This window comes from Paucibacter sp. B51, assembly GCF_027863535.1.
In the GTDB taxonomy this organism is placed as follows: domain Bacteria; phylum Pseudomonadota; class Gammaproteobacteria; order Burkholderiales; family Burkholderiaceae_C; genus Paucibacter_A; species Paucibacter_A aquatilis.
The window spans coordinates 2,344,147-2,370,387 of sequence record NZ_JAPIVN010000001.1; the positions used below are offsets into that span (position 1 = coordinate 2,344,147).

Here is a 26,241-nt window from a genome sequence, read left to right on the forward strand (position 1 = left end):
CCATGAGTGAGTCGCCCTTACCTTTCCTACCCTTTGCCTTGCCCGAAATTGGCGAGGACGAGATCCATGAGGTGGTGGACACCTTGCGCTCCGGCTGGGTGACCACCGGCCCCAAGGCCAAGCGCTTCGAGCAGGACTTCGCTGCCTTCCTTGGCGAGCCCGAGATCGAGTGCATCGCCGTCAACTCCGCCACCGCCGGCCTGCATCTGGCGCTGGAGGCCATGGGTATCGGCCCCGGCGACGAAGTCATCACCACCACCCACACCTTCACCGCCACCGCCGAGGTGGTGCGTTATCTCGGTGCGGACGTGGTGCTGGTGGACATCGACCCCGCAACCCTCAACATCGATCCGCGCCTGGTTGAGGCCGCCATCACGCCCCGCACCCGCTGCATCATCCCGGTTCATTACGCCGGCCTGGCGGTGGACATGATTGCCATCCTGGACATCGCCCGCAAGCACGGTCTGCGCGTGCTGGAAGACGCCGCCCATGCCCTGCCCACCACGCTGGAGAAGGAGCTGATCGGCACCATGGGCAGCGACGCCACGGTGTTCAGCTTCTACGCCAACAAGACCATGACCACGGGCGAGGGAGGCATGCTGGTGACGCGCAATGCCGAGCTGGCCAAGCGGGCCAAGGTCATGCGCCTGCATGGCATGAATCGCGATGCCTTTGACCGCTTCACCGCCAAGGTGCCCAGCTGGTACTACGAGATCGTGGCCCCGGGCTTCAAGTACAACCTGACCGATATCGCGGCGGCGCTGGGCATTCACCAGCTCAAGCGCATCCAGGCCTTCCAGGCGCGGCGCGAGCAGATCGCGGCGGCCTACAACGAGGCCTTTGCGGACCTGCCTTTGATCTTGCCGCCCCAGGCCGTCGAGGGCGATGTGCACAGCTGGCATCTCTATGTGCTGCGCCTCAGCGATGCGGCCAAGATCGAACGTGATGCCTTCATCGAGGCCATGTTCGCCGCCGGCATTGGCTGCAGCGTGCACTACATCCCCTTGCATCTGCAGCCCTACTGGCGCGAGCGCTATGGTCTAACGCCCGAGCAGTTCCCGCATTCGCAAAAGGCCTACGAGCGCAGCTTCAGCATTCCGCTCTACACGGCCATGAGCGATGCCGATGTGCAGCGCGTGATTGCGGCCGTCCGCCGCATCGCCCTCGCTTGAACGCCTCGCTGGACCGGATGCTTCACCACCATGGCCAAGCGCTTGTTTGATGTGTTCTGCGCGGGCCTGGGGCTGCTGCTCCTGTCGCCGCTGTGGATGCTGGTGGCGATCTGGATCAAGCTCGATTCGCCCGGCCCTGTCCTGTTTCGGCAGGAGCGGGTGGGGCGCTTCGGCCAGCCTTTTTTCATTCACAAGTTCCGCAGCATGCGGGTGGATGCGCCGGCCCTGGGCCCGCAGATCACGGTGGGGGATGACCCGCGTATCACCCGCAGCGGCCACTTTCTGCGCGCCAGCAAGATCGACGAGTTGCCGCAACTCTGGGATGTATTGCGCGGCGCCATGAGCCTGGTCGGGCCCCGGCCCGAGGTGCCACGCTATGTGGCGCTGTACACGCCGGACCAGCGCGAGCTGGTGCTGTCGGTGCGGCCGGGTATCACCGATCCGGCCTCATTGCAGTTCCGCCATGAGAGCGAGATCCTGGCGCGCGCGGCCGACCCGGAGCGCGAGTATGTCGAGGTCATCCTGCCCGCCAAGCTGCGCATCGCGGGCGAATATGTGCGCCACGCCAGCGTCTGGGGTGATCTGCGCCTGATCCTGGCCACCCTCGGCGCTTTGCGCCACTGAAGCCGATCTGCGGCCTTTGCCGAATTGCCCTGCCCACCACAACAAAAAGAAACAGAACCCCTGCCATGAACTGGTTGTCACTCGATGCTTTTTTGACCCGCATCCGGCCGCAGCGTGAGGCCCTGGCTTTGCTGCTGGACCTGGCCGTGGTGGCTCTGGCCTGGCAGGCCACCTACCTGTTCCGTTTGGGTTTTGAGCGCTGGTTCAGTGCGCGCCCGGGCTATGACCACTGGGTGCTGCTCGGCTTTGTGCTGCTCTATGCCCTGGTGCTCAAGGGCCTCAAGGTGCCCAAGGGCATGTGGCGTTTTTCGGGCTTTGGTGAGGTTCAGCGCCTGGCCCTGGCCTGCCTGATCGCCGGCCTGATCGGCGCCACCCTGGTCTTGATGGCCCAGCTCAGCAAGGTGCCGCGCGCCGTGCTGGCGCTGCATCCACTCTTTGCGCTGATGGGCCTGGCCATGCTGCGCATGGGCTACCGCATGCTGTATGAGCACATGCGCAGCCGCATCAGCGGCAGCGCGCAGGAGCAGCGTCGTGCCCTGGTGATGGGCGCGGGCGATGCCGGGCGCCTGTTGGTGGCCGGCATCCAGCACAGCCAGGGTTGGGTGGTGGTGGGTTATCTGGACGATGCGCCCGAGAAGCGGGGCGCGCGCGTCGGCGGCGTCCCAGTGCTGGGCGGTCTTGAACAGGTCAAGCAATTCTCTGAACTGCACGGCATCACCCACCTGATCGTGGCCATGCCCGCGGCGAGCACGGCCCAACGCCGCCGCGCCCTGGACCTGGCGGCTCAGGCCGGCCTGCCGGTGCTGACCGTGCCCAGCAGCCAGGAACTGCTGGCCGGTCGCAACGTCGATCAGGTGCGCGACATCGAGCCCGAGGATCTGCTGGGGCGAGAGCCCGTGGAATTGGACGAAGGCGGCATCAGCGAATGCCTGAACGGCAAGGTGGTCCTGATCACAGGCGCGGGCGGCTCCATCGGCTCCGAGCTGTGCCGGCAAGTGGCCCGTTATGGCCCCTCGAGGATCGTCCTGTACGAACTCTCAGAGTTCGCGCTCTACACCATCGAGCAGGAGCTCGGGGAGAAGTTCCCCCACATCCCCCTCGCGCGTCTCGTCGGCGACGTGAAGGATCTGGAACATCTGCGCTACGTCTTCGGCAAATACAAGCCCCAGATCGTGTTCCATGCTGCGGCTTACAAGCATGTGCCGCTGATGGAAGAAGAAAACGCGTGGGCCTGCTTGCGCAACAACACCCTTGGTACCTACAACGCCTGCCAGGCAGCGGCTGAGCATGGCGTCGAGCGCTTTGTGCTCATCAGCACTGACAAGGCCGTGAATCCGACCAACGTCATGGGCGCTACCAAGCGCGCAGCCGAGTTGGTGATCAGCCATATGGCTGGCGAATGCGAAAACAAGGGCCAGCCCACCAAGTTCATGGCCGTGCGCTTTGGCAATGTCCTGGGTTCCAGCGGCAGCGTGATCCCCAAGTTCAAAGAGCAGATCGCCAAGGGCGGGCCGGTCACGGTGACGCACCCGGACATCACGCGTTACTTCATGACGATTCCGGAGGCGGCGAGGTTGGTGGTGCAGGCGGGGGCGATCGGGGAATCGGGGCAGGTGATGGTGCTGGATATGGGGGAGCCGGTGAAGATCGCTGACTTGGCGCGGACGATGATTCGGATGAGCGGCAAGGATCAGCGGGCGATCCGGATCGAGTTTTCGGGTCTGCGCCCTGGGGAAAAACTGTACGAGGAGCTGCTAGCCGGCGCCGACATCACGCTGCCGACTTCGTTCGAGTTCCTGCGCGTGGCTCGGCTGCACGATCAGGACAATGCTGCCGAGGTGCTGACGTGGCTGGCCGAGTTTTCCGGCCGGACCCGTCGCGACGATGCCGGCATCCGTGCCGGCCTGCGGCACCTACTGCCCGCGGAGTACCGGGCCGGACCGCGGGCCTGATGGAGCGAGCCGGGGCGGTCGCCCCGTCAGTGGTCCGCCGGGCTCAGACCAGCGCGCCGCAGAAGTCGAGCGCGCCTGCTTCCGTCAGGGCCCGCTTGGTCGAGCCCTCTAGAAACTGGCGATGCTTAACCAGCACCGCGAGGACGTCTGCAGAGCGTAGTGCGTCGTCGAGCGGGGCCAGTACCAGCGTGTCGTGCAACTCGATATTGGGCTCCACCGCGACCACGTCGTAGCCCGCGGACGCGAGCGTCTGCGCGACATGCATGGCCGGTGACTCGCGCAGGTCGTCGATGTCCGGCTTGAATGCCAGTCCCAGGCAGGCGACGCGAGGCTTGCGGCCGAGACGTGCCGAGGCGTCCGCAGCGGCGATCTTGATGCGTTCGATGACCCAGTCCGTCTTGCCGTTGTTGACTTCGCGTGCCGAGCGGATCAGTCTGGCCCTCTCCGGATTACGCGACACGATGAACCACGGGTCCACCGCGATGCAATGGCCGCCCACGCCGGCGCCCGGTTGGAGGATGTTGACGCGCGGATGCCGGTTGGCCAAGCGGATCAGGCTCCACACGTCTATGCGTTCCTTCTCGCAGATCATCGACAGTTCATTTGCGAAAGCGATGTTGACATCGCGGAAGCTGTTCTCAGTTAGCTTGCACATCTCGGCCGTCCGGGCGTCCGTCTCCAGCACCTCGCCGTGGACGAAAGTTCGGTAGAAGGCGGCTACCGCCTCCGTCGCTGCCGGAGTCAGGCCGCCGACGACCCGGTCGTTCTCCACCAGCTCTGTCATGATCTTGCCAGGCAGCACGCGCTCCGGGCAGTACGCCATGTGGATGCTGGCGACGTCAACGCCCGCCTGCGCCAGCACCTCGGCCATCGCATCAGTCGTGCCGACTGGGGAGGTCGACTCCAGGATGACCAAGTCGTCCGCCTTGACGAAGGGCGCGATGCTGCGGGTGGCCGCCAGCACGTAGTCGATGTTGGGACGCGGGATCGCCTCGTCCTCATGGAACGGGGTCGGCACGCAGATCATGTAGATGTCGCCCGCCTGCGGCGTCGTGAACGCGGTCAGGCGCTGCGCCGCGACCGCTGAACGGACGAAGGCGTCCAGGTCGGGCTCGACGATGTGGATCCGCCCCTGGTTGATCGTGTCCACGGCATGGGCGTTCAGATCCACGCCCACGACGTGGTAGCCGTTGCTGGCCAGCAGCGCGGCGGTGGGCAGGCCGATGTAGCCCAGGCCGACCACGCAGACGGTCTTCGTGTTCATTGCTCAGATCCCTTTCAACAAATCGACGATACGGCCGCAGGCGTGGCCGTCGCCATACGGATTGTGCGCGCGTGCCATCGACTGATAGGCCGCCTCGCTGTCCAGCAGTTCACGCACGTTATCGACGATGCGGCGCCGATGGGCGCCGACCAGGCGTACCGTGCCGGCCGCCACCGCTTCCGGCCGCTCCGTCACGTCGCGCATCACCAGCACGGGCTTGCCCAGGCTGGGCGCCTCTTCCTGGATGCCGCCGCTGTCGGTCAGCACCAAGTACGAGTGCTTGAGCAGATAGACGAAGGGCTCGTAGTCGATTGGGGCGACCAGGTGCACGTTCGCCAGGCCTGAGAGGATGTCGTTGACCGGCTGCTGGACGTTGGGGTTCAGGTGGACCGGATAGACGAAGCGCACGTCCGGATAGGCTTTGGCCAGCTCGCGCAGCGCCTCGCAGATCTGCAAGAAGCCGTCGCCGAAGTTCTCGCGGCGATGGCCGGTGATCAGCACGAAGCGGCTGGTGCGCCAGTCGAAGGGCAGTCGCCCGTCCAGTAGCGCGGCCACCTGCGCCCGGCGGTCGGCGTCGCCGTCGATGCGTGCCAGCACCCACATCAGCGCGTCGATCACGGTGTTGCCGGTGACGGTGATGCGCTCGTGGGGCACGCGCTCATCCAGCAGATTCTGCCGGCTGACCGCCGTCGGCGCGAAATGCCAGCGGGTCACCTTGCCGGCGACCTGGCGGTTGAATTCCTCGGGGAAGGGCGCGGCAAGGTCGTGCGTGCGCAGGCCCGCCTCGACGTGGCCCACCGGCACGCCGGCGTAGAAGCCGGCCATGGCCGTGGCTAGCGTCGTCGTGGTGTCGCCGTGGACCAGCAGCACGTCGGGACGCTCGCGGCGGATCACGTCGCGCATGCCTAGCAGCACGGCGGCGGTGACGTCGAAGAGGTCCTGTCCCGGCTTCATCAGGTTCAGATCTGTGTCGGGCGTGATGTCGAAGGTCTGCAGTACCTGATCCAGCATTTGCCGATGCTGCGCGGTGACACAGGCTATCGTCTCAAAATCTTCGGTCTGGCGACTTAGCGCGTGATAGAGCGGTGCCATCTTGATGGCTTCAGGTCGGGTACCGAAAACCAACAGTACTCTCTTTTTGGGATTCATCGACGTTGCAGTTTCTTGAGGATTTCCAGCATCTTGTGGGCTAGATCTGTACGGTTGTACTTTCGGCCCGCCACCGGGCCGTTGAGTCGGTAACGAGCCATGCGTTCCGGCTCCGTGCGCAGGCGCACAAGGGCCGTCTCAAGTTGCGCTGCATTGCTCGATTCGAATACCTCGCCCACATCCTCTCGGCGTACGATCTCGGCGGATTCACCGGGCACGCCGTGGAGTACGGGAATGGCCATGCCCATGCACTCGAACAACTTGGAGGGGATGACCGAGTCGAACAGGTCGGTCTTACGCAGGTGGATGATCGATACGTCCAGCAGCGACCAGTAGCGCGCGACCTCCGACTTCGGGACGGAGTCGATGAAAAGCACGTTGGACAAGCCCATGCGCTCGCTCAGGGCGACCAGGGCCGCCTTCTCGGCACCGTGGCCGAGGAAGATCAGCCTCACGTCCTGTGTGTCTGGCCGGCGTTGCAGTGAGGCGGCTGCCTCTAGCAGTGTCTCCAGACCGTGTGCCATGCCGTGGGTGCCGATGTAGCCGGCCACGAAGCAGCCTTCCAAGTCCAGCTCGCGGACCAGGGCCGGATCCTTGGGCATCGGGCGGAAGTTGCCGAGATCGACGCCGTTGGTGACCACTTCGATCTTGGCGCTGTCGATGCCACGGCGCGCCAGCGTATCCTTGAAGGCGTGGGTCACCGCGACGATGCGGTCAGCCTTGCGGTAAAGGAAGAGCTCGATGCGCTCGAGCAGCCGAATCGCAGCCGAATCCTGCATGGCGCCCACCGCCTTGATCGACTCGGGCCAGAGGTCTCGCAGCTCGAAGACCCAGGGCCGGCGCTTGAGCATCCCCGTTGCCCAGGCGGCGCAGGCGGTAAAGAACTGCGGCGAGGTGCCGACTACCACGTCCACGCGCCGCACGAAGAGCGCCGCGACAGTCGCGGTGGCCATGAAGCTCAGGTAGTCCAGGATGCGCTTGACGAAGCCTTCGTTGGCTGTGATGTAGGACCAGACACGGATCACCCGGATGCCTTCCACCGTCTCGCTCTGCCAGAGGCGGTTGTGATAGCCCTCGAAGACCGCTCCCTTAGGGAAGTTGGGGGCGCACGTGATGACGGTGACCTGGGCGCCCTCGCGCACCCACTCGCGGCAGTGCTCGAAGGTGCGGCTTGCTGGCGCATTGACCTCCGGCGGGAAGTTGTCGGTCAGGAAAAGGATGTGCACATCAGGTCCAGTCGAAATCCACCCGGGCCTGCGCGTCGCGCAGGTCCACAACGGCGCAGGCAGTGTCTACAACCCGGCCGAACGCGGCGGCGTACGACGAGGTTTCCAGGCGCAGCGCGCCTTGTGTCGCGTGCAGACGCAACTGCCGGCCGCCAGGCAGCGTGAGCCTCAGGGCATCTTCGCCGTCGGCTTCGACGCGCACCTCGGGATGGAAGTGGTAGCGGGCCTGCGCGTGGTCGAAACGGCCCGTCACGCGGTCCGACACGGTCAGGCCGGCGGCGCGCCAACGCCATTCACGGTGGTGTTCCGGCCGGCCGGGCAGGCGGCGGTAGCCGTCATGGGCGCAGGCGACGAAGATCTCGTCGGGGCCGGTGCTCACGCGCAGGCCGACCGGCCGTGCGCGACGCGCGACGCGGAAACCGCCCCAGACCTCGGACGAATCCTGACCGTCGACGATCACCGTGCTGTGCGCAGCGGTGCCACGCTCGCGTAGCCGCTCCGGACCGAGGCCGTAGCGCGAGGTGCCGCCGTTGACGACGACCCGCTCACCGAATACCGACAGCTCGAACGACAAGGTGTCCGCGTGTGCATGCCCGGGCAGGTAGTCGGGGCCGACCGGGGCGACGTCGAGCAGCGCCACGGCGTCCGGCGAATCGGTGCGCAGGTAGCCGCTGTCGGGCAGCACCGTCAGCAGCGGAGCGGCCGGACGCGGCCAGGCCAGGGCTGGCGCGTCGACGCCGACGCGGACGGCATAGTCCAGCAGCATCTGCGGCGGCGGTGCGACGCCGACGGCGGCGTCGTTGAACAGCGAGATCTCGCCGTCGGGATGGCAGGCGGCACGCAGCCAGGCGGTCATGCGGCCGGCCGTGCGCCGCCAGTCGTCCACGACGTCCGCGCGCACGCGCCCGGGGAAGGCGTCCGCGGCGTTGATCAGGTCCAGCACGTCCTCCAGGAAGATCGCGTGGTACATCGGACTGCGTTCGAAGTTGCCGCCGTCGGGCAGGACCTGTTCGTGCAGTTCGTCGGCCACGATGGCCAGGCCCCTGGCCAGCCAGCGGTCGGACTCAGGGCCGTCGAAAAAGAGGCCAGCGATAACCAGCGCCTTGGCATTCACGAACAGGTGATTGCCCAGCAGGTGCCATTCCAGCCGTTGCGCCAGCCAGCGCGCCTGCGCGGCGAGACTGTCGCGCTGCGCACCGCTTAACGGCCGATTGCCTAGGTGTCGCTTTATCCAGTTGACGATACGCAGGGAGCAGGGGTAGGGCTCCCAGCCGGTGCCGCCGACGGGATGGCGACGCATCCAGTCGTCCATTAGCGCGCCGTGCCAGGCGTCGCGCGCAGGTGCATCGGCCGCGTTGAGGTCGTCGAAGTAGTGCAGGTTATAAAGCCAGAGCTTAGATCGCGTCGTCTCTTCCCAGTCCTCGCGGGTGAGCGTGCCGGCCTCATTGAGGAAGCTGAAGGCACGGGGGCCACTCATCGTCGCCGCGCGACGCGCGGGCGGCTGCCAGATCCCCGAGGCCGGTCGCAGCGCCGGCGCGGGCGAGCGGTCCAGGCGCGGACGGCGCAGCCGGAACCACAGCCGGCCGTAGAACTGCACGGGTTTGAGATGCTTCAGCGTGTGCCAGTAACGGCCCACTTGCGCCAATCGGTTCAAGGGCGCACTCCCGCGGCGATCTCGATGCTGACGCGGCTCACCTCGAGGATCTGTTCCAGCGGAATGGGCGACGCGCTGCCCTGGGCGATTGCGTCGACGAAGGCTTGCGCACAGGCCTTCTGGCCCTTGTCCTGGCGCCATAGCGACAGCTTGGTGAAGCCCGGCCAGCCGAAACCGGTCAGCTTGCGGAAGTTGTCGAGCTGCAGCACGCGGCCGGCGGCGAAGACTTCCAGACGCTCCTTCGGGAAGGCCTTGCTGCCGTTGGCGAAGTAATGGACGGTGCCGATCGAGCCATCCGCGAAGCGCAGTTGGATCGTGACCGTGTCGCCCGTACGGCTGGCCATGTCCATGCGCTCCCAGCCGGTGATCGGCGCGTCCGCGAGGAAGCGCAGCAGATCGATGAAGTGGCAGGCCTCACCGATGATGCGGCCACCGCCGACCGCGGGGTCCTGCGTCCAGTGCTCGGCCGGGATCGCCCCGGCGTTCACCGTCATGACTAAGGACTTGGGCGTGGTCACGCCCCGCAGCAGCTGCTTCATACGCACGACGTGGGGCGCGAAGCGGCGGTTGAAGCCCACCATCAGCAGTCGGCCGGCGGCACGCGCCGCGGCGTCGATGCCGGCGAGCTCGTCCAGCGTCAGGCATAGGGGCTTCTCGACGAAGACGTGCTTGCCGGCGGCCATCGCCTGCAGCGTGAGCGCGGCGTGGCTGTCGTGCCGGGTCGTGATGACGACGGCGGCGGCCTGCGAGTCGCCGATCGCCGCGGCGGTGTCGGTGGTCGTCTGCGCGAAGCCGAACTTGCGCGCAGCGTGCAGGCTGCTGACGCCGGCCGCGGAGGCGACCGCATGCAGCCGCGCGCCCGACGCCTTGAATGCCGGGATCAGCACGGCCGTGGCGTAGTTGCCCGAGCCGACGAAGCTGACACCGGGGGCGCCGGTCGCGGGCGTGGCGCCGGCGGTCGTCGCGGCGGCGGGCGGCAGCACCACGGTTCGCGCCAGCGCGCTGTCCGCGTCCTGCACGGGATAGTTCAGCACGATGCCCAGCGCCTGCTCGGCGCCGCCTACCACGTCGTAGGCCGCGGTGGCCATGTCGACGTCGAAACGGTGGGTGACCAGGCGCGAAACGTCGAGCTGGCGCGAGGACAGCATGTCCAGCACGGCCTCGAAGTTGCGCTGCTCGGTCCAGCGCACGAAGCCGAACGGATAGTCCTGGCCCTTCTCCTCGTAGTTGGGGTCGTACCGGCCGGGGCCATAGGAGCACGAGACCTGGAAGCTGAGCTCCTTCTCGAAGAAGTCGGCGCGCGACAGCTCCAGTCCTGTCACGCCGACGAGCACGATGCGACCGCGCTTGCGGCACATCAGCGCGGCCTGGTGCACAGGTTCATTGCTCTTGGTTGAGGCGGTGATCAGTACCGCGTCGACGCCGCGGCCGCGCGAATAGGCCTTCGCCGCCTCAACCGGATCCTGGCCCTGCGCGAGGTTGACCACCTCGGCGCCGAACTCCCGCGCCAGCGCTAGCTTGGCGGGGTCGAAGTCCAGGCCGAGCACGCGGCAGCCGTGCGCGCGCAGCAGCTGCACGGTGATCAGGCCGATCAGACCCAGGCCGGTGACCACGACGGTCTCGCCCAGCGTTGGCTGCACCAGCCGGATGCCCTGCAGCGCTATCGCGCTGATGACTGTGAAGGCGGCTTCCTCGTCGGAGACGCCTTCGGGCACTTTGGCGCAGAGGTTGACCGGGACGGCGACAACTTCCGCGTGCTTGCCGTTTGAGGCGACCCGGTCACCCACTTCGAAGTCGGTGACGCCGGCGCCGACCTCGACGACCTCGCCGATATTGCAGTAGCCCATCGGCAGCGGCTGATCGAGCTTGTTGCGCACGGCTTCGAGCGTCGGGGCTAGGCCGTCGGTTTTGATCTTGTCCAGCACCATGCGGACCTTGTCTGGCTGCTGGCGGGCCTTCTCGATCCAGCCGGCCTTGCCGAAGTCGACCAGCATGCGCTCGGTGCCGACGGAGACGAGGCTGCGCTTCGTGCGGATCAGGAGATGTCCGCGTTTAACCGCGGGGCAAGGAACGTCGGCGACCTCGGTGGTACCGGTTTTCAGATTCTGTAAAAGTTGCTTCACGTAGCTTCTATTTGTTGGTTGATGCGGGTGCGGGCCTCGCTGAATGAGAAGGTCGCCAGGCGTTCTCTGGCGCGGACCATGTCGGTGATGCGCAGCATCAGCAGGGAGGAGAGGACGACCTCTTCCCACGCGCGCGTCGCTTCCTGTTGGAAGGGCTGGAGGATCGCCAGCCGATGGCCGACGTCCTTCGGCCAGAACCGCTTGTGCAGCAGGCGCGAACCGCGCCAGACCGTCAAGTGGCGGAAATCGTCGATCTTGGCGATCGTCTCTCCATGCTGCAGGTTGATCGTTTCATTGATCCCTTCGAACGGCTCGCATCGCGAGGTGAGGATGACCGTGAAAAGGTCGCCCCGGTCCGAAGTGATCGTGACGCTGGCGTTGTCGTCCGGTTCGTCGTTGCGCGACCAGCTCAGCGCGATGTCGAGCCGGTCCGGCAGGCCGCGCCACGACAGCACGTGCACCATCAGATCCAGCCAATGACCGACATTGCCGCAGATGCGGGTGCCTTCCTCCGGACGCCGGTACCAATGGTCTTCGGCCAGCTGGTGGCCGCTGACGAAGCAGCTGAGCGTGATGCCGCCGTCGGGGACGATAGGCATTTCCGCCCGCAGCCGCCGCACGGCCCCAGAAAAAGGGCGATTGTAGCCAGCGAAGATCCGGCTGTCTGGGCCGCGGCAGGCGCGCAGCAGGCGCACCAACTGGTCCCCGGTGACAGCGATCGGCTTTTCGACGTAGACCGTCAGCCCCGCCTCCAGTGCCTGCACGGCGTAGTCAGTGTGGGATGCGTGGTTGGAGGCGATGTAGATCGTGCGCAGCCGAGGGTCGGCGAGCATTTCTGCCACGCTGGCCGGGGTTGAGCGCACGCGTTGTGAGCGCGCCAGCGATTGTTGCGCACGCGGATCAATGTCGTAGCAGGCGCGGATGCGCGGCCCGAAGGCGTTCTGGATGAAGTAGCCGATCGTGGCGAACGCGAACTGCCCGCAGCCGATCAGGCCGATGTCGGGCGCGGGGCGGCGCAGGGCGAGCGTGGGCAGGCCGATGCGCAGGCGTCCGGCCGCCTTAAACAGGCTGCGGCCCAGGCCGTAGATCGTGAGGAAGCGGACGAACTTACGCAGTCCCGAAATCATGCGGTGATCTCCGACCGGATGCGGCGCGCGGCACGCGTGCGGCACAGGGCGGTGGCGATCATTCGCAGCATGTCCAGGCGCACGGCGAAGCGGCGGCGCCAGCCCAGCCCGTGCTTGGGCGTGACGTTGTGGCGATGCTGGCGATAGCGCACCAGCGGCTTGTCGAGCTGATAGAGCCCGTCTCCCGCGGCGGCGGCGATGGTGAACCAGTGATCATGGGCATAGACCGACGGAGGGAAGGGCAGCAGGACGTCGAGCAGCGGGCGGCGCAGCGCGACGGCGCAGCCGAAGACGCGGCAGCGGACGCACTGCGCGGCGAGGAAGGCTGCGCCGCGGAACTCGCCCTCGGGCACCGGGTTCCAGCGCGGATCCAGAGTGCTGCCGGTCTCGTCGATCGTCGCCAGGGCGTGATGGACCATCTGCACGCGCGGATGGGCGGCGAAGGCGGCCATCACCTCGTGGACCTTGCCTGGCGCCCAAACGTCGTCCTGGTCGGAGAGGAAGAGGATGTCGCCGGTGGCGGCTTTCAGCGCGCGTTCGAAGTTGCGGACATGGCCGAGGTTGGGGCCCTCCGGCAGCACCCGCACGCGCGGGTCGCCGAGTTGGCGCACGAGGTCGACGGTGGCGTCCTTGGAGCGGTCGTCGCTGACGATGACCTCATCGTCAGGCCCGAGCTGGACCAGGATGCTCCGGAGTTGCTCCTCGATGTAGGACTGTCCGTTGTAGGTGGCGATGCAGACGCTGGTTCTGGAAGTGCGAACGGTCATTTTGAAAGGCCGTGCCCGGTCTCGATGAAGGTCACAATGTAGAGCATCCCGGCGTAGGCAAAGTAGCCGGCGCTCGCCAGCGCACCGGCGTTCATCCCGCGATTCCGTTGCAGCGCGAAGTACATGAAGATGAAGTAGCCGAACAGCACGATGCGGTCGGTGCCGACGAAGTAGGTCGCCGCCAGGATCGGCAGGAAGGTCAGGAAGGAGCGCCACCGCTGCCCGGAGTAGTACATCGTCCCCAGCATGAAGGCGACCGGCTTGACCATCACGAAGAGCGAGAAGGACTCTTCGATGGAGTACTGGTCGAACTTGTTGGTGAGGTAAGCCAGGAGCAGGGGGTTCGAGTCTTGCAAATTGAGGAAAACCGCCCCGGCGATGCCCGCGCCGGCCAGCGGCAGTACATACCGTCCCCCCGGTTTCGCCGTCGTCCACGTCAGGATGGAAAAGAGCAGCAGCGAGGACTGGAAGTGCGAGCCCACCGCGAGGGCGAACAGCACATAGCGGCCGCGCGATTCGAGCAGCATTCCCCAGATCAGGAACGTCATCGACAGCTTCAGGCGTTCGGCCGAATAGAACAGGACGACCAGATAGAAGTTCACCGCCAGCAGCGTGATGATCAAGGGCGCCACGCGTCGCGAGAAGAGCCACAGCCCCAGACCGTAAGCCAGCGCTGCATTCACCAGCGAGAAGAGCAATTCCTTCGGGAGGTAGGGGGATGCCAGCGTGATCAGGCCGAGATAGACCGGCTCCATCGCGCTGGTGTGCCAGAAGTAGGCCTGGGAGCGGTCTTCCCACGAATGAAGCAGGGGAATTTCCCGGTACAGCGCCGAGTAGAAGAGCTGGTCGCCCGAGTAGTGGAGCGGTTGAAGGATCCAGCTGGCCACGAACAGGGTGAGTGCAAACAGCACCGCGCCCGCGTGACTGGTCAGGTATGCGCCCGTCGTGGAATGAGTCGGTGCAGCGAACATGGCGGTGCGCATGGCTCAGGCCCCCATTGACTCGCGCAGCGCACGGCGGCGCAACGCATACAGCACACGATCGTTGCCGGGCACCGGCAACCGTTCCTCGACGGTCCAGTATGGCGCCAGCGCGGTTTCGAACGCGGCCGCGTCCAGGTGCTCGTATAGCGGCAGGTTCGGCCCGGCAATCTCCTTGAACTTGCGATCCTGCGGCGGCACCCATTCGATCAGCAGCTCTTCAGGCGCGAGCTCGGCGAGGAACGCCATCACGTTCGCCAATGGCGCCCGCACCGTCACCAGCAGGTGATGCAGCAGACCCACGCACAGCACCGTGCCGAAACGTCCCCGCGCCCGCTGCAGCGTCGGCGCGACCTCCGCGTTGCGCCAGCCCAGCGCCGGTCCAGGATTGGCCAGGTCTAGCAGCCACGTGCTCACGGGCAGTCCGGCGCGCCCGGCATGCAGCGCATGCAGCGACTGCTCGTCGATGTCCGCCGCCACGACCGGCCGCCCGGCCCGCGCGGCGTGCAGCGCGTATTCGCCGGTGTTGCACCCCAGATCCAGCAACCGCCCCTGGCCCGCCACCAGGCGGCGGGTCAGGAATTCGTGCTTGAGCGCCAGACCGGGCTCGGTGTAGTGGTCCCGCTGCGCGGTGTAGCCGGACCAGGTGGTCGACCGCTCGCGCCGCGCCGGCTCCAGCGACCGCACGATTCCACGCAACCGCGCCAGCAGCGCGCGCTGCGCCTGCACGGCCCGTTCAACGCCGCTCGCCGCGGCGGGTCCGGACGACGGCGCGGCCGGCTTGGCGCCGCGCAGCATCGCGGGCAGGCCGACGAACTCCATCGCCGCCAGCGACGAGAAACTGCGGCGGCGCCCCAGCAGCCGCCGGGCCATCTCCGGCGTCATGCCATCGCGGTGACGCACGAACACGTCCGCCGGCGTCAGATGCAGGTGCCGTGCGAGCAGCAGTGGGATGATGAAATGCCGCCCGAACTGTCCGTAGGCCAGCCACAGCGATTGGCCGTCGTGCGGCACGAAGGAGGTCAGGTCCACGAAGACCGCGCGCCCCTCCGCATGCAGGACGTTCCACGCCGAAGCATCCTTGAGCAGATAGCCTGCGGCGAGCGCCTCCCCGGCGAGGTCCAGCGTGAGCAGCGCCGCGTCGTGCAGCTGCTGCGAGGTGATCTCATGCGCGTGCAGCGCGAACTCGAGCGTGTCGTGCCGCAGCCAGCGCCAGCCGTCGCCCCAGGATTCCGCGCCCGCCGGACGCTCGCAGCGGTGCGTGGCAGGCATGTCACCGCGCGCCATGCGCGCCTGCAGCCACGGCTGGTCCAGCAGCGCCTCGACCGCGTCGGCATGTCCGAGGTGCACCGCCCGGTGGATAAGGCCGCCGACGGCGACGACCTGGGCCATGGGATCCCGGAACGACAGGGGCGAGACGTCAATCGGCATGAGGGATCCAGGTCGGCACGTAAGGCTGCTTGAGGTACCACTGGCGGATGGCGTCGTGCGAGGGCAGGTCGCCCTGCAGGAAGGCCAGCGCCAGCTGCGCCAAGTGTTGCGAAGAGACCGGATTGTCGACTACCAGCGGCTGGCCGTCGTTCCTCAGCCTCAGCAGCAACAGTGCGGGATGCGGCGTGTGCCGGCCGCGCGCCCGCCACCAGTGGTCCGAGCTCACGATCAGCAGTTGCTCCTGCGCCGGCGCGGCCTGTTGGAAGGCTTGCGCGATGTCGCCGACGACCTTGTCGGTGAGTTCCAGGTTCAGCCGGTAGGCGTCCGAGGCGCCGCGCGCGGTGACGCCGGCGCGCCGCTCGGCGTAGCGAGACGGCAGATGCGGCAGGTTCAGATGGAGCACCGTGAGCGCCTTCGTGGCGTCGGCCGCCATCGCGGGCCAGGCGCTGGCCTGCTGGCCGGTGATGCGCGTCATCGGGTCGAGGATGCCGCTGAAGCGCTTGGGCACCAGGTTGGCCAGGCCGTCGTACCAGCGCGTGCCCATGTTGGTCCCGAAGCTCTCGCAGGCCCCGATCGCCAGCGCGCGGCAGTACGGGTGATAGAAGCCGAGCAGGCTGCCCGTGGCAGCGCCTTGCGGCAGCTTGCCGAACACGCTGTGGGCGGTATCGAACGGAATGGCGCGTTCGTCCCGGGTCCGCAGCGTCGCGAGGGCGGGGCCGTCGTAGACCATGCGCGAGACCGACTCCCCGAGCAGCAACGCCGGCAGGGACATGTCCGTCGAACCCGCTGGCGAAGCCGCCTGCGTCATCCACACGCCGGTGCCGCGCAAGCGCGTCATCACCGGCATCGCGGCATGGACGTCCATGGCGTCGCCGAACGCGACCTGCGGATCGAATTCATCCAGCACCAGCCACAGTACGCGCCGAGGCGCAGTGCTTCCCGCGGAGTTCGCCGCCGACGATGACGACGCCGCCAGGGGCGCTAGACCAGTCGCGCCGAGCGGCATCTGCACGAGGCGCCACGCGCCCAGAGGCACCGCGACCAGGCCGCAGACTGCCAGGAATCGCAGCAGCGCCGCGGAGCGCTCAGGCCGGCGCGACCACAGCAGCAGCACCGCGACGGCCACCACAGGTGCGGCCAGCAGCCATTGCTGTGGCCCCCGCATTGGCAGCCAGTCGAAGGTCAGGGCCTCGTCGGTGACGCCGAAGCCGGCCACCTTCAGATAACAGCGAATGAAGACGGCCAGCATCAGGGCGGCGAAGACCGCCAGCCCGGCGGACTTCCAGGCCGGGGCGGCACCCTCGCGCGGGCGCAGCACCGCCAGCACGCCCAGGCTCACTGCCAGACTGACCAGCCACAGCACCGCCGTGGCGATCAGCAGGTCGGCCCGGGCATAGGTCGCCGACAGGTACACCCCGCTCCCATCGACGGTCTCGATGAAGAAGTTGAAGTAGTACGTGCCGGTGGCGAGGCTGGCCAGCCCCGCCGCCGTTTTCCACCGTGAACTGGGCATGACTCAGTCGCGATCCTTGCGCCGCAGTCGATCCAGCAGCGCTTTCAGCGCCTTGATCGGATGCCGTACGTAGGCCAGTCCGGCCACGATCAGCGCGAACAGCGCCTGCACGACATACGCGCCGGTGCCCGGATCGATGTAGGCGAATGCCATCGAGGGCATCGCGCAGAACAGGACGACTAGCAATCGGTTCATGGGGCGGTCTCTTCGGCTCGTCGCGCGCCGTCTTGCGGGGCTTCGAGGTCGAAGACCTCGAACATCCTGTGATAACCGAACATCGACGCCGCGCGGCGCGCGATGTCCAGGCGCTGCGCGTCGCTCGTCTGGCGCAGCGCCGGCGGCCGCGGCGTTTCGCCGGCAACGATGGTACCAGCGTCGGGGAAGTGGCGACGCACGGTCTCGGCGGCGGCACCTACCCATTCACCCACCAAAACCTGCAGTCCAGCGCCCAAATACTCGACGAACTTCACGCCAAGGCGCGATTCCCAGTCATCGGCCTTTTTCATGATGATCACACCGTGGTCGCAGGCTGCGATCAGTTGGCGCGCGCGCTGCGGATCGTCGATCTGCGCAATGAAGGCTTCCGGCCGGTTCAAGCGAGGATCGGCTCGCAGTTCGTCGGCGCTCGGCGTGATGACGCAGATCCTAAGGCCCTGCTCCAGGCAGTCGGCAAAGAAATCAGCGTACATGCGGATGTTGTTCCACTTGTGGTCCAGCGATCCGTAGTAGCAGACGACTGTGTCCTGTGCCTTGAAACCCATCTGACCGCGGCCGTCCTCGCGCATGTCCGCGGCGAGCAGGCGTTCGTTGGGCTGGCTGAAGCACGGGATGACCTGCACGCGGGCCGTCGGCGCGACCTTGCGGTAGTAGCGCGCCTGCGCGTCGGACACGGCCAGCACTTTCGCCGCCCGGCTGAGTAGCAACGATTCGATGGCTAGCCAGCGCCGATGTGCCGCGCTGCCAGGACGCAGCCTGCCGGCGCTGACGTTCTCCTGGACGAACTGGCTGCGGGTGTCGAAGACGAGTTCCAGAGGCTTTATCCGCTGGAGTAGAGCCACAGCCAGCGCTGAGAAGTAACTGCGTGCGACCACGCGGCTGCCGCGGGGCACGACCCAAGCCAGTGCTGCCGCGTAATACGCAGCAACCAATTTGTCCAGTAGGCCGCCCAGCTTGAACTGGTAGAGCCGCGCAGGTATGCCGCATCGCAGCGTGGTTAGCCGCCGTACGCCAGTGGCGGGCCTGGCTAGTGGATGCAGCAGGTTCACAACCTGGACTTGATCGGCCAGACCGGCGCCCTGCAGGGGCTGCAGAAGTTGGGCTCGCAACAAACCGCTGCCCACGCTCTCGTTTGCGACGAAGTAGACCAGTGGCTTCATACAGCTTTGGGCTTTCCAAAGATCCCCTTGTAGACCTTTGCCAGCGTCTGCCACAGGCCGAGTTCCGTGCCGTATTCAGCGTGGCTCTTCTCAGGCCGAGCGATGTACTCATCGAGCTGCTGGTCCGTCCAGTTCATCTTTTTGAGGAAGTACTGGCGGTCACTGTCCAGTTCAGCCTGCGACGGGTACGGAATTTCTGCAAGCAGGCTCAGCGCGTCGTCGCGCGACATTTGTCCGGTGGCTACCAGCGTGGCGAGGTGCAGCTTTCGCTTATCAATGCCGAATTTGCGCGGAAGGATGAAGCCTTGATAGAAGCGCGTGAAGATCGATTCGTAGTGCTTGTACGGATAGCGGCGGTAGCCGCACTCTCGCTCCAGCACCTGCAAGGCCTCTTCTTTTCGGTAGTCCAGCAGGTCCAGGAACGATACCCACTTGGCCTTGCGAAAGTACTCCTGCCAGACGTAGTCCAGCACGCCGATCGCGGGGAAGGTCTTGAGCCTGCCGACACCGCGGCGAGCACCGATGCTGCGAATGTTCTTTGCGTCGAACTTGAACCAGTTCCAGCCTGTGGGCATACGCATACCTTCGGTGGACTTATTCGTGCCCGCCAGGATCCACTTGATGCCGTACTTGGCGGACAAGCGGTAGTTCACAGCGAACATTGCGTTGTCGTAGAGCAGTTCGACGTCGACGACATCTGCTTCGAAGAAGGCCTGCATCAGCTCGCGGTATTCGTGCCAGTCGATGACATGCGTGAACAGATGGACGTCCAGCGTCCTCACCAGGCCTTCGATGTTGCTCTGAGCCAGCTCGGAGTTCCAGCCGTTGTCCATGTGCACGGCCAACGGGCGCAGGCCCAATTTCTTGGCCTGGTACAGGACCCAGGCACTGTCCACGCCGCCCGACAGGCCGATGATGCAGTCATAGGGCTTTCCCTCGCCGTCACGCTTGACCTGCGCAACGAAGCGCTCCAGGTCCGCTTGGCGGCGCGAGGGGTCCGGGTGAACGGTTCGACCCATCATTTCGAGGAAATCCTCGCAGTAATTGCAGATGCCGTCGGCGTTGAAGCGAAGATCGGGCACTTGCGCGTCCATCACGCAGCGCTTGCAGATTTGGGTCATGGGGTCAGGTTTCAGCGGAAGAGATCGCAGAGTGCGCGATAGGGGGGGTACGAGATCAACACAGCCCGGTGCGGGCCGTAGAAGACGAACATGCTGCCGGCAGACACAGCGGAGGCGTGACCCTCGCGCACCGCGGCACGGAAGTGGTCGAGCGTGCCTGCACCTCCTGATGCGATGACCGGGACGTTGACAGATTTGCTCACCTTGGCTAGCAAATCGATGTCATAGCCGTCCATCGAGCCCTCGTCATCGATGGAGGTCAGCAAAATTTCGCCCACACCGAGGCTTTCAGCATGGCGAGCGGCCTGGACTGGATCCTGGCCAGTGGCCAGCGACCCCGCCAGCGTCATCACCGCGCGGCGGCCAAAGAGCTTGCGCCGAACATCGATCGATGCAGTGATAGCCTGGCTGCCGAAGGTGGCCACGGCTTCGCGCACGAAAGCCGGATCGCGATGCAGGGCGGTGTTGAGGATGACCTTCTCCACGCCCAGGCGCAGCAAGCGGTGAATCTGCTCCATTGAGGTGATGCCGCCGCCGTAGGCCAACGGCATGAAGCACTCGCTGGCAATCTCCTTGATGAGGTTGAAGTCGGGTTCACGCTTGTCCAGGCTAGCTCGGATGTCCAGCAGGACCAGTTCGTCAACTTCCTTCTCGTTGAAGATGCGGATCGCGTTGATCGGATCGCCTACGTATACACCGTTCTTGAACTTCCTCGTCTTGACGAGACCACCGTTGCTCAGCAACAGGCTGGGAATGACGCGATGGTTCAACATGTCAGTAGCGCTCCAGGAAAGCCTTGAGCAAGGCCATGCCGAACCGGTGGCTCTTTTCAGGATGGAACTGGAAACCCAGAATGTTGCCCCTTTCGAAGGCCGCGTCGAAGGCGACGGAACCGTACTGCGCCTGCAGCAGCGCATCGGCGCGGTTGCGGCAGGCGACGTGATACGAGTGAACGAAGTAAAAGCGCGACTCGCCTTCGAGGAAGTCCAGGGCGGGGCTGGGTTTGGCGGGGGAGACGACGCTCCAGCCCATGTGCGGAACTTTCAATGTCTCGCCTGCGGCAGGCACAAAGCGGACGGTTCTGGCGGGCACCCAGCCCAGGCCGGGCAACTGGCCTTCCTCGCTGCCCTCGGTCATAAGCTGCATGCCCAGGCAGATGCCGGCCACCGGTACTTTACGGCCCAGCACTGCGGCGTCCAGCGCGGGGCGCAGGCCCGAGGCGTTGAGCTGGCCCATGCCGGCGTCAAAAGCGCCGACGCCGGGAAGGATCAGCTTGCTGGCACGCTCAATGGTGGCGATGTCGGACGCGATGGCGGATTCCGCGCCCAGCTTTTTGAGCATGTTCTGGACCGAGCCCAGATTGCCGACGCCGTAGTCGATGAGGGTGATCATGGGGAAGTGCTCCGAGATGGCCGCCATGCCAACGCGCTCAGCCACGGCATCGGACGCGATTGGTGAGCGAGCCGCCAGGTGCCGAGGAAGACGAAGGCCTGGGAAAGCATGAAACCCTGTGCCGCGCCGACGACGCCATTGCGCTGGATCAGGAAGTAGGACGCCGCGACGTTGAGCGCGCCGCCGCAGAATGTCACGATCGCCAGCCTGGTTGTCCGACCGGCAAAGAAGACGTAGTTGGTGACCATGTAGTACATGCCGCCGAAGGCATAACCGAAGGCCATGTAGCCCACCACCTCAGCAGCCCGCGCGAACTGGGCACCCACCAGGATCGGGATGACCACCGGCGCTGCCACGCTGGTGATCACTGCGACTATCGTGACGAATGCGAAATAGCCGTAGCTGAAGCGCACGATCTTGATGTCCCGGCGGGGGTCCTGGTGTTGCAGACGCTCGATGAGCCAAGGGGCATAGGCCCGGTTGAACGAGTCGGTGAACAACCCCAGCACCATGCCAATCTGGAGCGCAACCATGTAGACGCCGGTGCTTCCGACGCCCAGGAGATTGCTCAGCAGGAAGCGGTCGAGGATGCTGGTGAGAAGGCCCCCCAGCGCGTGCGGCACAAGCGGCAGGCCGAAACGCATGGCGTTGGAGACATACTCGCGGCTTACCGGCCCGCGGATCCACCCGCCGCGCATCAGCACGCCGCCGGCCAGCACGGCGGCGGCCAGGCTGGCCAACGCAATACCGGTCAGGCGGCCTTGCCAGGCGAGCCCTGCTCCGATCACCAGCGCGATCGAAGCGGCAGCGTCCAGGAGGGCCTGGAACAGCCGCAGGCCCGCGAATCGCCACGGCTGCTTGGCAGACTGCCAGATGGCCAGGGCGATCTGGACGACGAACTGGGCGCCTGCGACAACGACAGCCAGTTCGAGCCAGCCGGGCTCGAGGAGCGTGAACCGGGTTAGCAACGGCGCGGAGACGGCAGTGGCGGTGAGGATGGCGATCGTGCTGACGCCCAGTATCGCCATGCAACTGCCGACATAGCGCGGGAAGTCGATCGATGCACGGTCGAAGTAGCGCATGGCGACGGCGCCGTTTACGCTCAAGCCGGTCAGCGCGCCGAAGAGTGCGACCACGACGGAGAACATCGCCACCGTGCCATAGTCCTCCGGCGTAAGGAGGCGGGTCAGCACCGGAAGCATGAGGAAGGGGATCGAGGCACAGGCTAGGCTCGACAACGTATAGATCGCCGTCCCCCCGAGCAGGCCCCGCGCGCCGCGGTTGGATGCGGTCATGCGGCCGTCTCCTGCCGTTGTGTTCCCAGCCAGGCGTCGACGGCGGAGTCGATGCCGCATTCGTTGGGACGCGACGCCGTACGTTTCTGCTGGGCGGCCAGCCTCAGCGCGGCGTTGGCAATGGCCTCGTCCGTAGTGGCATGAAGCGCCATCCCGCTGTCCAGCAGGTTTGCATGGAGTTCGGTGCCGTAGTCTGCGGTGACGACGGACCGGACACCGAAGACCGCCGCCTCCTGCATCACGGTGGACGAATGTGAGAGCGTTACGTCACTGCCGCGGACCAGCGCGTATAAGGGATGCGTTGTGGCGAACTCGACAGTCCCGCCGTCCAGCCCAGCGGAGGTCAGCCGAGCCGCGAAATCGCGCCAGAGATGCGCTTCCACCGGATGGAGCCGCCACCACCAGGCCATGCGATCGCCGGTCAGCCGGGCCGCTCGGATGATCTTGTCGGTCTCCTCGCTGGCCAGGCCCCAGGCCAGGCTGACCAGGGCCTGGGGTCGCCCATCCACGCGCATCGTACGGGCCCTAGCGACGTCGCGGGCCACCATTGGATCGCTGTCGTCGAACCAGCGGTCGCGCCAGAAGTTGCCGGTGATGCGCGGGGCGTGGTTTGACGTCCCGGCGCGCCAGGCGTCGATTGCCCTGCGTTCTTCCTCGGACCAGACCCAGAATTCCGTCGGCAGCGTCGAATACCCCTCCGTTGGGACATTTATCCAGCTGCCATATGCACCGTGATGGTCTCCCTGCAGGCCGTGCTGCAGATCCGCGCACGGGATGCCGCAGCGGCGCGCCGCCAGCACGAAGGCAAAGCCCTGCAGCGAGTAATAGGTGTTGACGAAGGCATGACCTGCGCCGACCCGGACCATGATCCGCGCGAAGGCGTTCGCCAGATCGTTCAATCGCCGAGCTTGCCCGTTCAGCCAGGCACGCGTGGGCACGTGTGCACCGAAGGCTGCGGCGGCCTCCTGGAAGGACTCGAAGGCTGGCAGATCCAGAGCCGGCGAGGATCGGCCGGGCATGGCCAGGCTGCGGTCAATCTGAGGCTGGACAAGCACCGAAGGGTGTGTCCGCGGTAGATAGATGTTGCTCCCCGGCGTCAGCTTCAACATGCGGATGCCCCGACGCCCGAGCGACTCCACGACCGGATCCATGATCCGGTCATACCAGCGGCCGTCGACCGGCGTGAACGATACGCCGTCGCTGAGGCATACCGCGCCCGCCGGCGCGGACATCGAGGCGTTCATGTCCCGGTCCCGCCAGGCCGCCGCCCGGGGCGCCCACATGCCGCGGGCCAACTGCCGCAACTGACGCGCCCGGCGTGTCAGCGTCCCCGTCGGTGCGGTCTCAGCGGCTAGCATCGACAGCGTGACGTTCATGTACAGACGCAGACGGTAGACCGGCCAGAGATCGATGTCTCCGGCGCGCCAGCGGGCGACGGGAAACCGATGCTCGAGCTGATTGATCAGCGCCAGCACATCCGACGAAGACTTCATCGGGTCTGCCTTTCCAGGCAGCAGGCCGCGAATGTGCGCATCACGCCAGCAGATCCCATGTCAGCGGGGTGCCGGCAGTTGCATCGGTGTTGATGCGTTTGCCGAGTACCATGTCGAAATACTTCGGCGGCAGACCGTAACCAGGCCGGACGATGCGCAGGTTTTCGCGTGAGAGGCGGTCGCCTGCCTTCATGTCGGTGCCGATGTAGAGGGTGCGCCGGAATGCGCGCGATTTCTCCTCCGCCTGGGTGCCGCCGTAAACGACTTGCCCGAGGCTCTGCCAAGCGCGCTCCGACTCGACGCGCAGTTGCTTGAATTCTTCCGGCTCCAGCGAGAACGTCGAATCGACACCACCGTCAGCGCGTCGCAGCGTGAAGTGCTTTTCGATCAGGACGGCCCCCATGGCCACTGCGGCGATCGCGGCACCGCAACCCATGGTGTGGTCGGATAGTCCGACCTCGCAGCCGAAGGCCTGCGACATATGAGGGATGGTGCGCACGTTGGTGTTGGCCGGGGTTGCCGGATAAGTGCTGGTGCATTTGAGCAGCACTAGTTCTCGACAACCGGCTTCACGCGCTGTCCGGATGGCCTCGTCGATTTCCGCCAGCGTGGCCATGCCGGTGGAGATGATCATCGGCTTCCCCGTGCTCGCGACTTTCCGGATCAGCGGAAGATCGGTATTCTCAAAAGAGGCGATCTTGTAGGCCGGCACGTTGAGCGACTCGAGGAAGTCGACGGCGCTGTCGTCGAACGGCGAACTGAAGCAGTGCAGGCCGTGCGAGGCAGCACGGGCCATGATCGGGTCATGCCATTCCCACGGCGTATGAGCCTCTGCATAGAGATCGAACAGCTGGCGACCTGCCCACAGACTCTTGTCGTCCTCGATGACGAAGCCCTTGGCCTTCACATCGAGCGTCATCGTCGCCGCGGTGTACGTCTGCAGCTTGACCGCATCCGCGCCCGCGGCGGCGGCTGCGTCGACGATCGCCAGCGCACGATCGAGCGATTGATTGTGATTGCCCGACATCTCCGCGATGAGGTAGGGACGGGCGCCGGCACCGACCTCGCGGGTTCCGATCTTGATCATTGGGATAATTCCTTGAGTTAAGCCGCCGGCTTGCGCCAGCGGTCGCCGATGTGGCGATATCCGGCGGAGGCGAACAGCCGCCGGGAGCCGAGGTTGCCGTCGAGCACCGTGGCAATGAACTCAGTCGGCGCGCCGCGGCGCGCCGCCATGTGTTGCTCACCGCGAGCCAGGAGCCGGGTGCCGAGGCGAAGTCCGTGCAAGGCGGGGTCCAGATACAGGGAGACTTCCAATTCGCCGCCCGTAAGGCGGTCGAATCGGATACTGCCGACCGGCACCGCACCGATCATTGCGACCAGCAGGCTGCGAGAGGGATCCTGGAGCGCGCGCGTATACCAGGCGAGATGTTCCTCCATGCCGATCTCGCGTGTATCGGCGGACATCTCCCGCGTGCTCGGATGGTTGCGCCACGCGTGCAGCAGCTGGCCGTCGGATGGGGTTGCGGGTCGTACCCGCAGGGTGTCGGCAAGCAGATACAGGGCCACACGACGCGCCCCCAGGCCATCCACGGTGTCCAGCGAACGTCGGCTAAGCGTGGCCCGGAGTTTCGCGTCGGTCATCAATTCCCTGAGCGCATCGCCCACGGCGACGGTGTCGCGATCCTTGGTCGGTGCGACGGTTCGAACGACCCCCCGGCGTACGAGGGCCGGAATCACCGCGTCCTGGTTGGGCGCGCAGCGCAGCAGCAGCGTGGGTGCTCCCACGCAGCAACGCTCCCAGGTCGCGCCCCCGCCCGCGCCGATCTGGAGATCGTGCCGGGCGAAGAATCGGGTGAGATCCGCAGCGTCCACGAGCAGCGACGTGCGCGGATCGGCCTCGCACAGGTCCCGAAGCACGAGTAGGCGCTCATTGCCGCTTGTCGTCGCAATCTCGATCGGACCTTCGAATCCGGCATGCTCGCGGCAGGCGCGAAGCGCCACTTCCGACATCGCGGCGGCGTCGGTGCCCCCCATGAAGATACCGATACTCCGGACGGAGCCGCTGGCTTGCCACCGGGGCGCGTCGGCATAGGCACTCGACAGCATCGCAAAACGCGGGCCGCCAAGAATCGGCGTCGATGCTGCCAATACCGAAACATACTTGGAGGGGTGGTCTGCCTCATTCTGGTCGATGAGCACGGACGCATCCAGGGGGCGGTCGGCCAGATCGTCGATCGCGGCGATGCGGGCCCCGGCTTCAGCGACACGCCGATGCCACTGCTCGTCGATGCCATAGTGGTCGACGATCACCCAGTCTGTGCGATCACGGGCAACATGGTTCGCCGTGGTTTCCGCGTCGACCATCCCGCCCGCCTCGTCCGAATCCGGCAGCGCGGTGCAGGCGATGCCGGCCTGGGCGGCCATCGAGCGGGTATCGACATCGCGCAGCCGGGTCAGCAATGTGACCTCGGCGCCGCAATCGGTCAAGGCCTGCCCCAGCGACAGGCAGCGCTTGACGTGACCGACGCCGATGTCTCTGGAGGCGTCCGCCCGGATCAGAATACGCAAGGGTTGCGCCA

22 protein-coding genes are annotated in these 26,241 nt (G+C 66.0%); 3 read left to right on the forward strand and 19 right to left on the reverse strand.

Annotated elements, in window-relative coordinates; translation table 11 throughout:
* Positions 1–2: 2 nt before the first annotated feature.
* From OOB33_RS10030 to OOB33_RS10040, 3 genes are all read left to right on the forward strand, one after another.
* The gene (locus OOB33_RS10030; protein ID WP_271008537.1) at positions 3–1,172 is read left to right on the forward strand and encodes a DegT/DnrJ/EryC1/StrS family aminotransferase; all 1,170 of its coding nucleotides are present in this window, start codon (positions 3–5) and stop codon (positions 1,170–1,172) included.
* Between the two features lie 30 nt (positions 1,173–1,202).
* Positions 1,203–1,796, forward strand: a complete 594-nt coding sequence (locus OOB33_RS10035; RefSeq protein WP_271008538.1) for a sugar transferase — start codon at positions 1,203–1,205, stop codon at positions 1,794–1,796.
* A gap of 65 nt (positions 1,797–1,861) precedes the next feature.
* Positions 1,862–3,748, forward strand: coding sequence for a polysaccharide biosynthesis protein (locus tag OOB33_RS10040; RefSeq protein WP_271008539.1), 1,887 nt, complete (start codon positions 1,862–1,864; stop codon positions 3,746–3,748).
* A gap of 43 nt (positions 3,749–3,791) precedes the next feature.
* Here the strand turns inward: OOB33_RS10040 and wecC are convergent, their stop codons facing one another.
* Genes wecC through pseG form a run of 19 tightly spaced genes read right to left on the reverse strand, consistent with a single transcriptional unit; the run spans position 3,792 to position 26,230 of the window.
* Complete coding sequence (gene wecC, locus OOB33_RS10045) at positions 3,792–5,012, reverse strand: UDP-N-acetyl-D-mannosamine dehydrogenase (protein WP_271008540.1); 1,221 nt, start codon at positions 5,010–5,012, stop codon at positions 3,792–3,794.
* A 3-nt stretch (positions 5,013–5,015) separates the two neighbouring features.
* Entirely contained in the window at positions 5,016–6,161 is a 1,146-nt protein-coding gene (gene wecB / locus OOB33_RS10050) for a non-hydrolyzing UDP-N-acetylglucosamine 2-epimerase (protein WP_271008541.1), read from the reverse strand.
* Entirely contained in the window at positions 6,158–7,387 is a 1,230-nt protein-coding gene (locus OOB33_RS10055) for a glycosyltransferase family 4 protein (RefSeq protein ID WP_271008542.1), read from the reverse strand. The genes wecB and OOB33_RS10055 overlap by 4 nt, the downstream gene beginning before the upstream one ends.
* Before the next feature lies 1 nt (position 7,388).
* On the reverse strand, positions 7,389–9,041 hold the full coding sequence (locus OOB33_RS10060; protein WP_271008543.1) for a heparinase II/III family protein: 1,653 nt from the start codon (positions 9,039–9,041) through the stop codon (positions 7,389–7,391).
* A complete protein-coding gene (locus OOB33_RS10065; RefSeq protein ID WP_271008544.1) occupies positions 9,038–11,164 on the reverse strand; it encodes a bi-domain-containing oxidoreductase in 2,127 nt (708 codons plus the stop codon). Before OOB33_RS10065 ends, OOB33_RS10060 begins: the two co-directional genes overlap by 4 nt.
* The gene (locus tag OOB33_RS10070) at positions 11,161–12,291 is read right to left on the reverse strand and encodes a Gfo/Idh/MocA family protein (protein WP_271008545.1); all 1,131 of its coding nucleotides are present in this window, start codon (positions 12,289–12,291) and stop codon (positions 11,161–11,163) included. The genes OOB33_RS10065 and OOB33_RS10070 overlap by 4 nt, the downstream gene beginning before the upstream one ends.
* Positions 12,288–13,058 carry a glycosyltransferase family 2 protein gene (locus OOB33_RS10075; RefSeq protein ID WP_271008546.1) on the reverse strand — a complete coding sequence of 257 codons (771 nt, stop codon included), beginning with the start codon at positions 13,056–13,058 and terminating at the stop codon, positions 12,288–12,290. Before OOB33_RS10075 ends, OOB33_RS10070 begins: the two co-directional genes overlap by 4 nt.
* Positions 13,055–14,029 carry a hypothetical protein gene (locus OOB33_RS10080; RefSeq protein WP_271008547.1) on the reverse strand — a complete coding sequence of 325 codons (975 nt, stop codon included), beginning with the start codon at positions 14,027–14,029 and terminating at the stop codon, positions 13,055–13,057. Before OOB33_RS10080 ends, OOB33_RS10075 begins: the two co-directional genes overlap by 4 nt.
* A gap of 15 nt (positions 14,030–14,044) precedes the next feature.
* Positions 14,045–15,469, reverse strand: coding sequence for a class I SAM-dependent methyltransferase (locus OOB33_RS10085; RefSeq protein ID WP_271008548.1), 1,425 nt, complete (start codon positions 15,467–15,469; stop codon positions 14,045–14,047).
* Positions 15,459–16,982: a hypothetical protein gene (locus OOB33_RS10090; RefSeq protein ID WP_271008549.1), complete on the reverse strand. Its 1,524-nt coding sequence runs from the start codon at positions 16,980–16,982 to the stop codon at positions 15,459–15,461. Before OOB33_RS10090 ends, OOB33_RS10085 begins: the two co-directional genes overlap by 11 nt.
* Before the next feature lie 3 nt (positions 16,983–16,985).
* A complete protein-coding gene (locus OOB33_RS10095; RefSeq protein WP_271008550.1) occupies positions 16,986–17,177 on the reverse strand; it encodes a hypothetical protein in 192 nt (63 codons plus the stop codon).
* On the reverse strand, positions 17,174–18,358 hold the full coding sequence (locus tag OOB33_RS10100) for a glycosyltransferase (protein WP_271008551.1): 1,185 nt from the start codon (positions 18,356–18,358) through the stop codon (positions 17,174–17,176). Before OOB33_RS10100 ends, OOB33_RS10095 begins: the two co-directional genes overlap by 4 nt.
* Positions 18,355–19,479: an N-acetyl sugar amidotransferase gene (locus OOB33_RS10105; RefSeq protein ID WP_271008552.1), complete on the reverse strand. Its 1,125-nt coding sequence runs from the start codon at positions 19,477–19,479 to the stop codon at positions 18,355–18,357. Before OOB33_RS10105 ends, OOB33_RS10100 begins: the two co-directional genes overlap by 4 nt.
* 11 nt (positions 19,480–19,490) lie before the next feature.
* Positions 19,491–20,252 (reverse strand): AglZ/HisF2 family acetamidino modification protein, encoded by a 762-nt coding sequence (locus OOB33_RS10110; protein ID WP_271008553.1) that lies wholly within the window; start codon positions 20,250–20,252, stop codon positions 19,491–19,493.
* Between the two features lies 1 nt (position 20,253).
* Positions 20,254–20,871 (reverse strand): imidazole glycerol phosphate synthase subunit HisH, encoded by a 618-nt coding sequence (gene hisH, locus OOB33_RS10115; protein ID WP_271008554.1) that lies wholly within the window; start codon positions 20,869–20,871, stop codon positions 20,254–20,256.
* Complete coding sequence (locus OOB33_RS10120; protein ID WP_271008555.1) at positions 20,868–22,166, reverse strand: lipopolysaccharide biosynthesis protein; 1,299 nt, start codon at positions 22,164–22,166, stop codon at positions 20,868–20,870. The genes hisH and OOB33_RS10120 overlap by 4 nt, the downstream gene beginning before the upstream one ends.
* Entirely contained in the window at positions 22,163–23,659 is a 1,497-nt protein-coding gene (locus OOB33_RS10125) for a hypothetical protein (protein ID WP_271008556.1), read from the reverse strand. The genes OOB33_RS10120 and OOB33_RS10125 overlap by 4 nt, the downstream gene beginning before the upstream one ends.
* Positions 23,660–23,699: 40 nt before the next feature.
* The gene (gene pseI / locus OOB33_RS10130; RefSeq protein WP_271008557.1) at positions 23,700–24,746 is read right to left on the reverse strand and encodes a pseudaminic acid synthase; all 1,047 of its coding nucleotides are present in this window, start codon (positions 24,744–24,746) and stop codon (positions 23,700–23,702) included.
* A gap of 17 nt (positions 24,747–24,763) precedes the next feature.
* Positions 24,764–26,230, reverse strand: coding sequence for a UDP-2,4-diacetamido-2,4,6-trideoxy-beta-L-altropyranose hydrolase (gene pseG, locus OOB33_RS10135; RefSeq protein ID WP_271008558.1), 1,467 nt, complete (start codon positions 26,228–26,230; stop codon positions 24,764–24,766).
* Positions 26,231–26,241 lie beyond the last annotated feature (11 nt).

Bases quoted from the DNA above. Each gene is read 5' to 3' on its own strand.
- OOB33_RS10030 (WP_271008537.1), top strand. From the start codon at position 3: ATGAGTGAGTCGCCCTTACCTTTCCTACCCTTTGCCTTGCCCGAAATT.
- OOB33_RS10035 (WP_271008538.1), top strand. From the start codon at position 1,203: ATGGCCAAGCGCTTGTTTGATGTGTTCTGCGCGGGCCTGGGGCTGCTG.
- OOB33_RS10040 (WP_271008539.1), top strand. From the start codon at position 1,862: ATGAACTGGTTGTCACTCGATGCTTTTTTGACCCGCATCCGGCCGCAG.
- wecC (WP_271008540.1), bottom strand. From the start codon at position 5,012: ATGAACACGAAGACCGTCTGCGTGGTCGGCCTGGGCTACATCGGCCTG.
- wecB (WP_271008541.1), bottom strand. From the start codon at position 6,161: ATGAATCCCAAAAAGAGAGTACTGTTGGTTTTCGGTACCCGACCTGAA.
- OOB33_RS10070 (WP_271008545.1), bottom strand. From the start codon at position 12,291: ATGATTTCGGGACTGCGTAAGTTCGTCCGCTTCCTCACGATCTACGGC.
- OOB33_RS10075 (WP_271008546.1), bottom strand. From the start codon at position 13,058: ATGACCGTTCGCACTTCCAGAACCAGCGTCTGCATCGCCACCTACAAC.
- OOB33_RS10080 (WP_271008547.1), bottom strand. From the start codon at position 14,029: ATGTTCGCTGCACCGACTCATTCCACGACGGGCGCATACCTGACCAGT.
- OOB33_RS10085 (WP_271008548.1), bottom strand. From the start codon at position 15,469: ATGCCGATTGACGTCTCGCCCCTGTCGTTCCGGGATCCCATGGCCCAG.
- OOB33_RS10090 (WP_271008549.1), bottom strand. From the start codon at position 16,982: ATGCCCAGTTCACGGTGGAAAACGGCGGCGGGGCTGGCCAGCCTCGCC.
- OOB33_RS10095 (WP_271008550.1), bottom strand. From the start codon at position 17,177: ATGAACCGATTGCTAGTCGTCCTGTTCTGCGCGATGCCCTCGATGGCA.
- OOB33_RS10100 (WP_271008551.1), bottom strand. From the start codon at position 18,358: ATGAAGCCACTGGTCTACTTCGTCGCAAACGAGAGCGTGGGCAGCGGT.
- OOB33_RS10105 (WP_271008552.1), bottom strand. From the start codon at position 19,479: ATGACCCAAATCTGCAAGCGCTGCGTGATGGACGCGCAAGTGCCCGAT.
- OOB33_RS10110 (WP_271008553.1), bottom strand. From the start codon at position 20,252: ATGTTGAACCATCGCGTCATTCCCAGCCTGTTGCTGAGCAACGGTGGT.
- hisH (WP_271008554.1), bottom strand. From the start codon at position 20,871: ATGATCACCCTCATCGACTACGGCGTCGGCAATCTGGGCTCGGTCCAG.
- OOB33_RS10120 (WP_271008555.1), bottom strand. From the start codon at position 22,166: ATGACCGCATCCAACCGCGGCGCGCGGGGCCTGCTCGGGGGGACGGCG.
- OOB33_RS10125 (WP_271008556.1), bottom strand. From the start codon at position 23,659: ATGAAGTCTTCGTCGGATGTGCTGGCGCTGATCAATCAGCTCGAGCAT.
- pseI (WP_271008557.1), bottom strand. From the start codon at position 24,746: ATGATCAAGATCGGAACCCGCGAGGTCGGTGCCGGCGCCCGTCCCTAC.